This is a genomic window from Roseofilum acuticapitatum BLCC-M154, from assembly GCF_030068475.1.
Lineage (GTDB): Bacteria > Cyanobacteriota > Cyanobacteriia > Cyanobacteriales > Desertifilaceae > Roseofilum > Roseofilum acuticapitatum.
In genome coordinates this window covers 156,042-169,658 of record NZ_JAQOSP010000006.1, presented here as the reverse complement: position 1 = coordinate 169,658, position 13,617 = coordinate 156,042, and the positions used below count along the sequence as shown (strand labels likewise).

Below are 13,617 nucleotides of genomic sequence, written 5' to 3'. Positions count from 1 at the left end.
GGTCTGGGTCGTCTTTTTTGCCCACAACCTGTCAGGGTAACGTGGATCGGACGCTTTCAGCAATTTTAACCCGTCTGGAGGGCCAAACAGTCCGGCGCTCTCCATCGACAGAGTTCTAACCCATAGGATGGGTGTTACCCCTGGCCCTCTGGCGAACTCCCTGAATTTAATAAGTATTTTTGCGTCTATCTAACCTAATTTTATAAGCAATTTGACAATTTCTTAATATTTATTGATATATCTTACCCCAAATTCAGGGGACTCTCCTTTTAGTCTATTGACAAACAGGATCAATCATGATAAATGCCCTAACTAAAACCCGTGAATGATCCATGATTCACTATCTAGGCATGAGCATTTCATAGGATGCCTCAATACCTTTAATTAGGCAGACTAAAGACGTTACCCCAGTCACTAAAATCAGATAACTAAAAACAGATTGACGGGCAATCGTAAAGTTGGCTTTAAGAACCAATGCATACCTCAATTCATTGCGGCTGGCAATTAAGGTATTCAGTAATTTCGATACTTCTTCAATATTAAAAGAAGGAATCGAAAAACAAAGTTGTCCTCCTCGCAGATGACTTAACATCGCCAAATAAGTATTGAGCATCACATTGCCAATTTCTGTTAATACTTCACAGCCAGAAACCGTCAAATTAGGACTCAAGGATTTCCCATTAGGGTTTCCTAAATCAGCCAACTGAATCGCTGAGGCATAATCGAGAACAAATAATGCATCTCCAGCCATAGAATTTTCAAATTTTTGATGCACACAGACCACTGGATGCTCAAAAGTTTCCGACCACTCCTGAGAAAGAAGAACTAAAGAATTCAGGCAAACATCAGAAACATCCAAACTGACTGGAAAATCCATCAAATCTGACAGCAAAAAAGCACTTTTGTCTGAGAGAGCCAGAGTCATAAACTCCATTAAGGCATATTTTTGATGTTCAGTTAATAGCATATGATTCCCCTGTTAATCTGTATTGGTGCTAAGAGAGTCCCCGGATAACTGGTAATAATTTTATCATTTTATGGACGACTAAAGAGCAGTTGATAGATGGTCTCTGGAATAGATTTTAGAGCAACACTGCGATCGCTCAGACCCGCTTCAACTACGGAACGAGGCATTCCATATACCACACAGCTTGACTCAGATTCGGTGATAATCATCCCCCCATGGGATTTGATTTCGGCCGCACCTTGTTTCCCATCCGATCCCATACCCGTCATCACAACCCCCAAAGTGCGATCGCCATAAATTTCAGCACCCGACTGAAATAAGACATCAACGGAAGGACGATGGGGTAAATCAAAGGGCTTAGATTGCAGTTTGGCCACTACTATGCCTTCCCGGTTACGCTCAAAGCCTAAATGATATCCAGCAGTAGCAATCATAACCCGTCCAGGTATAACCGCATCCCCATTATGGGCTTCGATGACCTCTAGAGAAGAATAATTATTCAACCGTTCAGCATAGAGTTTGGTATAGCCTTTGGGCATATGCAAAACAACGGCGATCGGCACAGGAAAATCTTCAGAAAACTGGGGAATGAGATAGGTTAGGGCTTGGGGGCCACCAGTAGAAATGCCAATTAAAACGATATCAAATCGGGGAATTGTTGAAGGAATGAGTTCCCTAGAATGGGGTAACTTTGGAGTCGCATGACTCAGGGCTGGGGGATAGGGATTCAAGGGTAATTTAGCCGCTTTTTTGACCTTCTGAATCAGATCATCTTGAATTTCATAGATTTTATCCGTGGCTAAGGCGGTGGGTTTATGAATAAAGTCCACGGCTCCGGCATCCAAGGCATCTAAAACCTTTTGCCCTCCTTCATCAGCAATACTAACAATCACGATCGGAATCACTTTACGCAGCATTTGTTGGCGAATAAAATCAATTCCATCGATGCCGGGCATAATTAAGTCTAAGGTGACAACATCGGGATCGTGTTTAGCAACTTGTTCTAAAGCATCTTCACCATCATGGGCAATGCCAACGACTTCAATAAATGGGCTACTCGATAGCATTTTTTTGATGACCTTACGAACATAGGCTGAATCATCGACTACTAAGACCTTAATTAAGTGGGTTGTTTGTTCTGGCATAATTTTCATGGCGATCGCTAAATTTTAACCGTTTTCTTGTTTTTGATTTTTCACATAAATGAATGATTTATTGATTTCACAAATTTTAAATGGAGTATTGAGTTTCAGGATAGACTCTGAAGATCCCAAGAATAAATATCCATTTTCAGGCATTTTTTCAAAAAACATCATCACGGTTTTTTGAATGGATTCTGGAGAAAAATAAATGAACACATTGCGGCAAAAGATAAAAGGAATGTTGCTAAATAAGACCAATTCATCAGGATTTAATAAATTGGCAGTTTTCCAGCGAATTCTACTGTGAAGATCGGGATCGATACGCCATTGTTGCTCTTCGGATACAAAATATTTTTGTTTCAAGGTTGGAGATAAAGCTCGAAACGAATGCTCGCGATATAATCCCTTCTTCGCTTTAGCGATCGCCCGTGATGAGATATCCGTAGCATAAATTTCAATGGGTAGCCGATTGAACCATCCTGCTTCCTCTAACGCCATAGCAATTGTTAATGGCTCTTCACCTGTAGAGCAGGCCGCACTCCAGATTTTCAGGGGATAGCCATAACTATAAGATAATCCCGTCTTTTTCTGTTGCTCTAAATACCGATCGATAAGGCGTTGGAGCAACACCTCAATTTGATCGAATTCGCGCCAAAAAAATGTTTCCGGTACAGTAATTGTATTCACCAACTCTTGCCATTCTTGACGGGCGCTTGTGTCATATTTCAAGAGGTAATAGTAATCGAGAAATGAATGAAGCCCTTGTTCTAAGAGTCTAGGGGATAATTTATCAGCTAACAAGTCTTGTTTGCACTGATCGTAATAAATGCCGGTACGTTCGTGAATTAAATTTCTTAAAATCACAAAGGTACTGTCAGGCATTTCAAAAACATGAGTTGAAAAGATCATGGTTTCCAATCACAAAGCCAAATTTTTCCCATCCATAAGATGCTATCAATCGGGCGTTCTCCTTTACTGGTGAATGGCTTTTTGAGCTGCCCGACGAACCGCCACAGAGGGATCGGTACGAGCCAACACGAAGAGCTGAGGCTGACAAGTCTGATTACCCAGATAGCTTAAGGCTTCGACTGCTGCCAAACGCACTGACTCATCGGAGTCACCCAAAGCCACAATCAAAAATTCTGAGGCATAGGGATGTTGAAGACGTTTGAGGACTTCCACGGCACTACACCGGACTTGACTATGGGCATGATGAAGGCCAGCAGCGATCGCGTCAATATAATCTTCCTTGAGCGTCCCCTGACGACTGAGGACTTGAATACAGAAGTGGCGATTGCCCGGATCGAGGGTAAGTTCGAGTAAGGAGGCGATCGCCTCTTGGCCCCCCAAACGTCCCAAGGTCTCAATCGCTGCTAAGGTCACCCGCTCTTCCGGATCGGCGGCGGCCATCCATTGCAGGGCCACCCCAGCTTCTTGGCCGCCTCGCTCTCGAAAAGCTTGTAAGGCATCTAAGCGACGTTCGGGATCGGGAGAATTAAGAGCATTCAGTAAGGGGGTAATTGCCTCGCTGGTGTCTAAACGCCCTAAAGCAATCAAAGCCGCTCGCGCCACATCCGTATGTTCAGATTGAGCTAACTCAGTTAATGCTCCAATACTCGATGGGGCAACCTGACCCAAGCATTCTGTGGCTGCTGCGCGGACACTAATACAGGGATCGTTTCGGGCTAAATCAATCAAAAGGGTGTCGAGATCTAACCGGTCTCCATCCCTGGCTAACTTGCCGATCGATCGCAGGGCACTATACCGAACCCATTCTTCTGGGTCTACCAGGGACTTTTGTAGGGCCACTAGGGGGTCTTTTGCATCTGTACCTTGATGTCCATTGGAGTGGCTCGCCATGTCCACCTCTCCTAAAGCGCGAGCTGCGGCAGCACGACAAGCGGGGGTTTCCTCGGCTAAGGCTTGGATCAAGTATTCGGTGGCTTGGGGATGATCCAGATAGGGCAAATGTTCGATCGCCGAGCGCCTGACCTTTTCCTCTGGGTCTTTAAGGCACTCAATGAGTACATCAATGGCTTCAGGAAAGGCAAAATAACCGGCAATTTTCACGGCACATTCGCGAACCGTAGGATTGGGATCGGTGAGCCGGATTTGGATCTGCTCGGCTAGATGGGGAGGCCGACAGGAGTTGAGGGCGGCGATCGCCCCTAGGCGCACGGCTCCATCCTCATGACCCAATAGAGATAATAGGGATTCGGTGGCCCCGCGATCGCCAATTTGGGCTAGGGCAGCCGTAGCCGCCCTCACCAGCTCTACATCGGTTTCTTCGAGCATTTGCTGTAGTTTAGCACTCGCTAAGGGATCGCCAATGCGACCCAGAGCCACTACCGCCGCTTTTTGTCCTTCTAAATCCAGTTGGGGCAATGTCTCTAAAAGCAGTTCACTTCCTAGGGAACCATACCCCACCAAGATTTGAATACAGGTATCGCGCACCCGTTCATTGGAGAGCAGGGAGGTGAAGGCGGGCGCAACAAGGGCGCGATAGGCGGGAGGGACAGCCCCTAAACAGAGGAGCAGGGCGGGCAAACTTTCTGCCTCTGCCTGTAGAGCCTCTTTCATCAGAGCCTGGGCCCCTTCTTCATTGAGGGTTTGTCGGATCTCATCACTGATGGTGGTCATTTGATGGGTTTGGTCATAGCGATGGGCAATACTGGCGATCGCCGTCGCTAAACTCGATACACTCGCTCCCGGTTCGCAGAGGTGTTGTACTAGGGGGGTCACCACATCCACATCTCCGAGAACGCCCAAGGTTTCCGCCGCTTGGGGAGCCAGTAGGGGGTCATCGAGCAGGGGAACCAAACGATAGGCGATCGCTCGCTCTCCAATTTGAGTCAGGCTGCACAGAGCCGGAAAGGCCAGGAAAAAGTCCTCTTGGGTAGCGATCTCTAGCAACGGGTCTACCGCTTCATTGGCTTTAAGCCGTCCCAAGGCTTCAATGGCATGATATTGGACATTGGGGTGGGGGTCTTTCAAGGCTACCATCAAGGGGGCGATCGCTCTAGGATCGGCGCGATCGCCCAATGCACCGGCCGCATAGGTACGCAAATCCGCATCATGGGGATCTTGTAGGCATTCCACCAAGGGGGGAATCGGGTCAACATCACCCAGGATTAAGACCTGAAGCACGCTGTTAAGAACATTCGGATTCCGGTGTTGTTGCCGGAGTAGATTCAGTAAGGAATTCGTCAGATCGCTGCTACCCTGGAGAGCTATTTTATCCACTGCTTCCCGCCTGACTCGCCAGTTGAGGGTACGAACCAGCAGGGGAATTAATCGGGGAGTGACCTCCGGATCGTCCATTTGCATTAGAGCATCAAAGGCTCCAAAGGCAAGGAAAAAATCCTCCGACTGGGCAATTTCGACTAATTTATCTATGGCGGCACTGGCTTTGAGTTTACCCAAGGACTCAATGGCTTGATAAACCACATTTTTGTCTGGATCATCTAAGGCCTCGATCAGGGGAGCCACGGAACCGGGATGATGGCGATTGCCAAGAGCCAGAGCCGCATAAATTCGCAGTTCGGGATCGGGATCTTTTAGACATTCCCACAACACTGGGGAAGGATCGATCTGGCTCTTGCTCAAGACCGATAATACACTATTTAAGAGGGTGGGATTGCGGTGTTCCTGACGCAAGACATCCACCACCTGACGGGTAATTTCTGGAGACCTTTGGCATTGCTCGATCGCCTTTCTTCGCTCGGCCAGCACTTCCCAAGAGGAGGTTCCCCGCTCCTGAGACAGCAAGGTAGAGAAGGGGTTAACCAGCTCGGAAGATTCGGCACTCATTTGTTTTTCTTCGATCAGTCGAGCGGTTACATCTTCTAAGGTTACCAATGTACCCACGATTTTCTCTCCTTCTCGTAGGGGGACAATGGTGACTCGCTGCTGCATCCGATCGAAATACTGGGAAGGGATGGGGGAATCACAAGGAATAAGATAATGGTGTAAGGCAGGGGCTAGGGTTTCAATCACTCCATGTTTGAGTACCCTCAAGAAGTGCTTATCTAGTCCTCTGGTTTCTAAGTCGGGAATAATTTCTACCAGAGGCCGGTTCAGGGCTTCACTGGCAGTTAACCCAGTCATATCCGTTAATTGGTTATCCCAAGAACGAATTTTTAATTCGGTATCGGTGGTGAATATACTGATAGTCATAGGTCAATGGGGGAGGAGAGGACTAGCGACCGAGTTGTTGGGCGGTTATCGTTTGTAGTTGTTGCAGGGAATCTGAGGTGCGATCGCCAGAGTCTCCCATGGTATCTAGAATTTGGGCTAATTGTTTGGAAACATTCGAGTGTTCTTGATTGGCTTTGGCAATCCAGTTCACTTGCTTGGCAATTCGTTCTGTGGTCTGGCTCATATCCCGCACGGCTCTGGCTTGTTCGGTCATGGCTTTGGCCACCTGATCGGATTGCGATCGCATACTGTCAATGGCATTAGTAATCTGTTGGACATTTTGGGATTGTCCTCCCATGGAGTCACTAATGCTATTAATTAAACGCGATAACCTCTCCATTTCTTTCTGAATTTGATCGGCTCCTTGGGATTGCTCGGCCAAGACTTTATAGGTATTAGACATCCCGCGCCGCATACTTTCTACGGCTTGCATCACCTGGGAGGCTCCACGGGCCTGTTCTGAGGTGGCTTTTCTCACTTGTCCGGCCAGATGGCTGGTATTTTGAGCCGCTTTAATTACATCCCTGGCTGCCTTAGCCTGTTCATTCATCGCCTTAGTGACCTGTTGGGTAATTTGCCGCATATGTTCAGTCGATTGCACGATCGCGGACGCGGCTTTCGACTGGTCACTGGTGGCCACCGCCACTTCTTTGGCTTGCAAAGCGGTCGTATTGATGGAATCAACCACCTGTTTCCCTAAATGGCTTTGTTCTTGAGATGAGTTAGCAATTTGACTGACTAAATGAGTGGTTTCTTCTACTCCAGAGAGGATTTTACCCAAGGCGGTGACTCCTTCTTCCGCTAAACGGCTGCTATCTTCGGTCACCCTTAAGCCCTCTTCTGAGGTTTTGACGGCATCTTGAACCACAGATTGCAAAGCTTTGATAATGGCAGCAATATCTGAGGTGGCGGTAGCGGCGCGATCGGCTAAATTGCGGATTTCTTCAGCAACGACGGCGAACCCTCGCCCCGCTTCTCCAGCTCTGGCGGCTTCAATAGAGGCATTCAGGGATAAGAGATTAGTCCGCTCGGCAATTAAGTTAATGGTATCGACAATAGAACTAATTTCAGTGGTGCGATCGCCCATATCCCGAATCACATTAGCCGTGTTGACCATGGACTGTCGCACCCGCGTTAACCCCTGAATCGCTTTTTCTACCGTTGTTCCGCCTTCTTCGGCATCTTGACGCACTCGCCGGGTAATACCATCGGCTTTTTGGCTCAAGTCCGTCACTGAACGAATAGACTGCTCCAAATCTTCAGAATTGCGCTGGGCTGTATTCGCCGCTTGGGTAATTCGTTGGCTATTTTGGGCAACTCCTTCAATGGAGGCAGCCATCTCTTGAATGGCTCCAGAAACCTCTTCAACGGTGGCGCTAACATTCTCTGTGGTGGCTGACACTTGCTCAATGGAAGCAGCCATCTCATTGATGGAGGCTGTGGTTTGTTCGGCAGCAGCCGTGAGGTCGTCAGAGTTTTCAGCCACCCCTTGAATGGAACCTCCCATTTCTTCAATGGAGGCGGCGGTTTGATTGACGGAAGCGGCTAGATTTTCGGTATCGGCGGTTAATCCTTTGATATTGCTAACCACTTGGGTCATGGAGGCGCTCACCTGGGTTGCAGATGTGGCCATATCCTGGGTATTGACAGCTACGGATTGGGTGGATTGATTACTTTCTTTGATCGAGGCTGTAATTTGATTTAATCCCGTGGCGACTTCACTACTACTGGCAGTGACTTCTTCAATGGAGGCAGCCATTTCATTAATCCCGGATACCACTTCTTCTGTAGATTGGGCTACCTCGTTGGTTTGCCCAGCACTTTCTTCGAGGGATTTTACCATTTGGGCGATCGCAGTAGTGCTTTCTAGAAATCGCTGGTTATGGTGCTGCATTCCTAGGGCAATGTCCTGGGCCAGTCTTTGGATTTGAGTGGCGGCTTCTAGGGAGATAGAGGAAGGGGTCTTTTTCGGGTTGGGTTTGCTCTTGGCCATGTTTACCTCCGGTGAGTCATTAATAATCAAAAGGGTAAGGGGAATCAGAATTGAGGGTTAAGTTTCAATAATTTTTTCGAGATCTAATATGAGAATTACTCGGTTTTCTAAGGTGATGATGCTGGATAAATATTGGCTAGGGGTGTTGGATAAACCTTCTGGAGGGGGCCCGATTAAGGTTTGGGGAATCGCGATAAATTCTCTGGCGCTGTCTACAATGAGACCGACACGGCGATCGCTCTCTTCTGTTTGGTTCGTTTGAATCTGGATCACAATGAGCCGTGTGAGCAGATCGTAGTTTTTTTTCTCAAAGCCTAAGCGGGTACGCAAATTGAGGGCGGGAATCACCTGGGAGCGACAAAAGACTACTCCTTCAACGAAGGGGAGAGCATTGGGAACGGGAGTGATTTTATCAATCATCTCGATCTGTTGGACTTGGTGGGAGAGGATGCCATAGGTGGTTCCCGCTAGTTCAAACAGGATAAAGGGTAGGGTGGTTTGGCCATGGGTTGGGGATGGGTTAATCATAGGTTCGGAACTGGAGAAATGGCTGAAAGAACAACCGGGTTAACTGCATGGTTAATGGTTTTAACGTCAGGGGCTGTGACTGCGGTCGTCTTCTAGGGCTTTAGCTAGAGCGCTAATTAATCCGAAGATATCCAGAATGAGGACAATGCGACCATCGCCGAGTTCGGTGGCTCCACTAATGCCATGAACCCGCACTAGGGGGTCGGTAAGGGGACGAATGACGATTTCTCGTAATCCGAGGAGGCGATCGACCTTGAGGGCGATCGGGCTGCCCGTGGCGTTTAAGGGGTCTCCTCGGTCTCCCCGACCGACGATGACGACTTTGAGGGTTTCTGAGGGGGTTGAAGGTGGGGTTAAATGAAACGTTGAGTGGAGATTGAGGAGGGGGATGGCTTGATTGCGGTAATTGAGGAGTTGATGGTTAAGGTCGATTTTGCTGGTGCTAACTTCGATCGCCTCTCGGATGGCGTTTTGGGGAATGGCAAAGATTTGATCGCTCACTTGGATAATGAGGGCGTTGGCGATCGCCAGGGTGAGGGGCAGTTGAATCATAAATCGGGTTCCTTTGCCCAGTTCGCTACTGACTTCGAGGACTCCCCCCAATTCTTGCAGGGTATTCTTGACCACTGCCATCCCCACTCCCCGTCCACTGGTTAAGTCGGCTTCCTCTTTGGTGGAAAATCCGGGGGCGCATAATAAATCGAGCAGGACGCGATTGCGGTAACTTGAGGGGGTGGAGTCGGTGTATAGGGGGTCATCTTCAGCCAGGGTGAAGAGTCCTTTGGCTTTTCCCTGTTCCTTGATCTGTTGCCAATCTATTCCCCGCCCATCGTCTTCGATGATCACGGTGACCATTTCTCCAGAGGTTCTGGCTTGTAAGGTGATTGTACCTTGGGGGGGTTTGCCTTGGGCAATCCGTTCGGCTTCGGGTTCAATGCCATGGCTGATGGCGTTGCGAACCATATGTAATAGGGGGTCCATCATCCGCTCGACTACCAGTTTGTCGATTTCGGTGTCTGCGCCGATGATTTCTAAGGTGGTGAGTTTACCGCCTTCCCGTGCCAAATCCCGGACGACAAATTGCATTCGGGCGAAGATTTCCCCGATGGGGACAAGACGCACTCGCATGACATCTTCCCGTAAATCTCGCAGTTGTCGCTCTAGGGTGAGGTTCAGGTGTTGGAGCGATCGTGCGATAATGCTCCCCATCGCTGTCGCGATCAGAGATTTGCTATTTTCCCTCTCTGTTTTAGAGTCAGTGGCGATCGATTTGATCAGCTCTTCCAACCGAGCGCGGGTAATGACTAAATCTCCTACTCTAGCGATCAGATCGTCGAGTTTCGATAACTCTACTCGCACCACTGATGGAGGAGTATATGGGGTAGCCGGAGAGGATGGGGAGGATGGGGGAGATGGGGGGGATAAATATAGCTCCCAAGTTAAACCTTCTGTTTCTTCAACCCAGGCTTGGGGATCGTCTTGACTAGCCACCAAAAAATCAAAGCAAATATCTTGTCCGTCGATCATCCGGGGAGAAGAATGAATCACTTGTGCTTTGTCATTTAAATGCCCACGGATACTATTTACATTAATCCCTTGGGCCGCCAGATGAGCATCGGGGGAAAAAACAAAGCGCCACACGGAAAACCCTTTGCCGATCCAGTTTTGGACTTCTTGAGATTTGGCTGGCGGAATCTCTAAAGTAGAACCAATAATATTGCCTCCAGAAGGTGAGATAACTCCTGGCTTTTTCGTCACTCCAGAGTCTGATGGTTCTTCCAAGTCATTCAGCCGATCCAGAAGGGCAGTAATATCAGGGATTTCTTGCTTTTTACGATAGGCGTTAATCACTTCTTCTAAAGTTTTCGTTCCGATCATTAAAGCATCAAACCCAGACTCACCTAGATGGGTTTCTCGATCTCGAAGCAGTCGCAAATAGTTTTCCAAATGATGAGCCAATTCTTCTGCTTGTTCTACTCCCACCATACCGGATAACCCTTTAAGGGTATGAAAACTCCGAAATAATTGATGCAGTAGTTCCATGTCTACTGCTTTTTTAGAAGTAGATTTTTCTGAAGAAATATAGGATTCTAAGGACAATAATCCTTGGCGAACGGATGTCAAATGCTCTTCACATTCAGCAAAGTAGTCCTCTAGAAATTCACTAAATAGGTTGTCATCATCAAGGGAATTAGACACAATCGCTGAATATCCTTGTTTACACTGGGTTCTACTTTTTAGGAGTGTTTTTCTTCCAGAGGATAAAACGACTCAGTAAGAGGGGAAGGGTTTATTGTAATAAATCTTGAATTTGATCCGACAAGGGTTTAGGCTGGAAGGGTTTAGTGAGATAGCATTTTGCACCTGCTTCTAAGGCTTCTTTGCGGCTTTCATCATCTCCTTTTGTTGTTAAGATGACAATAGGGGTAGACTTATATTGATGATTGTCCAAAACAAATTTGAGAACATCTAAGCCATGCATATCGGGCATATTGAGATCTAAAATCATTAAGTCAAACGGACTGACTTTCATTTTTTCAATGGCTTCGTAGCCATTAACCGCCTCATCAAAATTCACATCTTGTAAATCCCGTAAAGAGGCTTTTACCATTTTACGCATGGTTTGGGAATCATCAACGATTAAGATCTGTTTCATAACCATAACTCCTGTTCTTGATCTCAGGGATGAGTCGAGAGATGCTTTAGACGATGCTCTATAACTTCACTGGATGAAGCCCTCTGGTTTAGGGATACTCGATCGTAAGAGGGTTAAAAGCATACATGCTAATCATTGTGTCATGAAAATGTGAGGATTTTGTGAAGAGTATTCAACCGGATTTTGCTGTTAATTTTTATAAATATTTTTCAAGTTTTACCAAAAAATGTTTCCATTTTGATACTCTAAACTGGCTTTCATTCGATCCGTCTATGTTCAAAGAGTAAGAATATGACTGAGTTCTTCCGGGGTGAGATCTCGCCACTCACCCGGTTTTAAGTCTCCTAAACCTAAGCCTGCTAATGAGACTCGCACTAATCGTAATGTGGGATATCCTACTGCTGCTGTCATCCGCCGGACTTGACGGTTACGCCCTTCGGTAAGTATGATTTCTAACCAAGTAGTAGGAACGGTTTTACGGTAGCGAATGGGGGGGTTACGCTCTGGAAGGTCGGGTTCTGGGATGATGTGTACTTGAGCTGGTCGGGTTTTGCCGTCTTTAAGTTTGATTCCTTGGCGCAAGGGAGTTATATCGTTGGGGCTAGGAACCCCTTCTACTTGCACCCAGTAGGTGCGAGGATGACGATAGCGGGGGTCAGAGAGGCGATGCTGGAGAAGACCATCATTGGTTAATAGTAGAAGTCCTTCACTATCTCGGTCTAATCTGCCCACCGGATAAATACTAGGAATGGGGATATACTTTTTTAAGGTTTCTCTGGGGGATTTGCCCTGGGTATGGGGATTATCGTCAGTGAATTGACAGAGAACGTTATAGGGTTTGTAAAACAGAAGATAAGTATTAGACATTTTTTGTACTTCTTACGGTTCTGCGATCGCCAAGTAGTAGGATTAAAATAAGGAATTCATGAGGGCGGTCAGTCCCCAGAGCAGAAATAAGCCAAAGCTAGTAATGCCAAAGACAATTAGGGCTAAAATTATAATCATGATGATGATAAACCCGCGATCGGCTGCTTGACTAGATTGAGGAGCTTGTAAATGATCTTCTAGTAATTGCATGTTCATGGCGTTGGCTTTCCAGGTTAGGTCAAAAATATCGCCTAAAATGGGGACAATGCCTGTCAAGGTATCAATGAGGATATTAATCACCATGCGCCCTAGGGTTTCTTTGGGTAATCCAAACCGGGTGGCTTCTAGAACAATATAAGCGGATAAAATAGCACTGACTACATCTCCACCCCCAGGAATTAAACCTATAATGGGATCGAGTCCGATGCGGTAGTTTAAGCCAGGAATGCCTAGAGCATTATCGAGGAGTTGACTTAAACGCCGCAGTCTTTGAAGGCGATAACGTTGGCTTCCGTGCTTTTTTTGGGGTTCGTGGTTTTGGTCTTCCATGATCTGATGATGATTGATCTTTTTTAGTCTAAAGCCAAGAAAGGTATACTTCTTATTTGAACAATAGCTAAAATAGCTCAAAGCCCTACCCAACCTGTTATTTTTTCCTCATCTCCCCATCCCCTCATCTCCCCATCTCCCCATCTCCCCATCTCCCCATCCCAGCGCAAAGCGCTGTAAAGCCTGTATAATTGTCACAGAATCAGGGACATCGATGGATTTTTTAGATCTATCTTATACCTATAGATAGAGTAATCGTTGTTTGACCTCTAGTGCTATGAAGCCATTCTCCTCTATCGATCCGGTTTTAAGTCGTTTTTTAGCTAAAATACCGACCCATATTGCAGTCACTTTTAGTGAGGAGCAACTGGAGGAAATTAAGAAACAATTGGGCGATCGCCAATGGGAGGTGCATCCGGTTGATTTACGGCTCTCTTTTCCGGTTTTGAATCGCTGGTTTTACTTGGTGATTTTGGCGGGACGGGAGCGCCGACACCCTAAACGGTCAAAGTTACATTTAGGAGAATGGGGGGTTACCAATTTCCAGTATATTGGTAATTTATTAGCTTGTGTCACATTTATTTTAATTTTGATTCCCGCCCTCTTAGGACTCTCCTATCTCTATGCTTCGGTTGAATCGGAACAAAACCAATCTCCGAGTGCGATCGAAGAAAGTATCGATCGCCTTCTCAGTGATTGGGGACTCTAAGATTATTGA

At 46.9% G+C, this 13,617-nt stretch carries 11 protein-coding genes; 1 reads left to right on the top strand and 10 read right to left on the bottom strand.

Annotation, left to right across the window (positions count from 1 at the left end; all coding sequences use genetic code 11):
• Positions 1-340: 340 nt before the first annotated feature.
• The 10 genes from PMG71_RS01540 to PMG71_RS01495 all read right to left on the bottom strand — a co-directional run bounded on the left by PMG71_RS01540 (position 341) and on the right by PMG71_RS01495 (position 12,899).
• Positions 341-967 (bottom strand): hypothetical protein, encoded by a 627-nt coding sequence (locus tag PMG71_RS01540; protein ID WP_283751874.1) that lies wholly within the window; start codon positions 965-967, stop codon positions 341-343.
• Between the two features lie 68 nt (positions 968-1,035).
• Complete coding sequence (locus PMG71_RS01535) at positions 1,036-2,112, bottom strand: protein-glutamate methylesterase/protein-glutamine glutaminase (RefSeq protein WP_283751873.1); 1,077 nt, start codon at positions 2,110-2,112, stop codon at positions 1,036-1,038.
• Positions 2,113-2,136: 24 nt separating this feature from the next.
• On the bottom strand, positions 2,137-3,018 hold the full coding sequence (locus tag PMG71_RS01530) for a CheR family methyltransferase (RefSeq protein WP_283751872.1): 882 nt from the start codon (positions 3,016-3,018) through the stop codon (positions 2,137-2,139).
• 63 nt (positions 3,019-3,081) lie between these two features.
• Positions 3,082-6,285, bottom strand: a complete 3,204-nt coding sequence (locus PMG71_RS01525) for a HEAT repeat domain-containing protein (protein ID WP_283751871.1) — start codon at positions 6,283-6,285, stop codon at positions 3,082-3,084.
• A 22-nt stretch (positions 6,286-6,307) separates the two neighbouring features.
• Positions 6,308-8,299 carry a methyl-accepting chemotaxis protein gene (locus PMG71_RS01520; RefSeq protein ID WP_283751870.1) on the bottom strand — a complete coding sequence of 664 codons (1,992 nt, stop codon included), beginning with the start codon at positions 8,297-8,299 and terminating at the stop codon, positions 6,308-6,310.
• Between the two features lie 57 nt (positions 8,300-8,356).
• Entirely contained in the window at positions 8,357-8,827 is a 471-nt protein-coding gene (locus tag PMG71_RS01515) for a chemotaxis protein CheW (RefSeq protein WP_283751869.1), read from the bottom strand.
• A 66-nt stretch (positions 8,828-8,893) separates the two neighbouring features.
• A complete protein-coding gene (locus tag PMG71_RS01510) occupies positions 8,894-11,026 on the bottom strand; it encodes a chemotaxis protein CheA (protein WP_283751868.1) in 2,133 nt (710 codons plus the stop codon).
• Between the two features lie 91 nt (positions 11,027-11,117).
• Entirely contained in the window at positions 11,118-11,483 is a 366-nt protein-coding gene (locus PMG71_RS01505; protein WP_283751867.1) for a response regulator, read from the bottom strand.
• Positions 11,484-11,759: 276 nt separating this feature from the next.
• On the bottom strand, positions 11,760-12,350 hold the full coding sequence (locus PMG71_RS01500) for a pseudouridine synthase (protein ID WP_283751866.1): 591 nt from the start codon (positions 12,348-12,350) through the stop codon (positions 11,760-11,762).
• 42 nt (positions 12,351-12,392) lie between these two features.
• The gene (locus tag PMG71_RS01495) at positions 12,393-12,899 is read right to left on the bottom strand and encodes a DUF4112 domain-containing protein (protein ID WP_283751865.1); all 507 of its coding nucleotides are present in this window, start codon (positions 12,897-12,899) and stop codon (positions 12,393-12,395) included.
• Positions 12,900-13,176: 277 nt separating this feature from the next.
• Here PMG71_RS01495 and PMG71_RS01490 point away from each other — a divergent pair, with 277 nt between their 5' ends.
• Entirely contained in the window at positions 13,177-13,608 is a 432-nt protein-coding gene (locus tag PMG71_RS01490; RefSeq protein ID WP_283751864.1) for a hypothetical protein, read from the top strand.
• The last annotated feature ends 9 nt before the right edge of the window (positions 13,609-13,617 follow it).

Coding starts and splice junctions, on each gene's coding strand:
- PMG71_RS01540 (WP_283751874.1), bottom strand. CDS start 967: ATGCTATTAACTGAACATCAAAAATATGCCTTAATGGAGTTTATGACT.
- PMG71_RS01520 (WP_283751870.1), bottom strand. CDS start 8,299: ATGGCCAAGAGCAAACCCAACCCGAAAAAGACCCCTTCCTCTATCTCC.
- PMG71_RS01530 (WP_283751872.1), bottom strand. CDS start 3,018: ATGATCTTTTCAACTCATGTTTTTGAAATGCCTGACAGTACCTTTGTG.
- PMG71_RS01525 (WP_283751871.1), bottom strand. CDS start 6,285: ATGACTATCAGTATATTCACCACCGATACCGAATTAAAAATTCGTTCT.
- PMG71_RS01500 (WP_283751866.1), bottom strand. CDS start 12,350: ATGTCTAATACTTATCTTCTGTTTTACAAACCCTATAACGTTCTCTGT.
- PMG71_RS01490 (WP_283751864.1), top strand. CDS start 13,177: ATGAAGCCATTCTCCTCTATCGATCCGGTTTTAAGTCGTTTTTTAGCT.
- PMG71_RS01515 (WP_283751869.1), bottom strand. CDS start 8,827: ATGATTAACCCATCCCCAACCCATGGCCAAACCACCCTACCCTTTATC.
- PMG71_RS01495 (WP_283751865.1), bottom strand. CDS start 12,899: ATGGAAGACCAAAACCACGAACCCCAAAAAAAGCACGGAAGCCAACGT.
- PMG71_RS01505 (WP_283751867.1), bottom strand. CDS start 11,483: ATGAAACAGATCTTAATCGTTGATGATTCCCAAACCATGCGTAAAATG.
- PMG71_RS01535 (WP_283751873.1), bottom strand. CDS start 2,112: ATGCCAGAACAAACAACCCACTTAATTAAGGTCTTAGTAGTCGATGAT.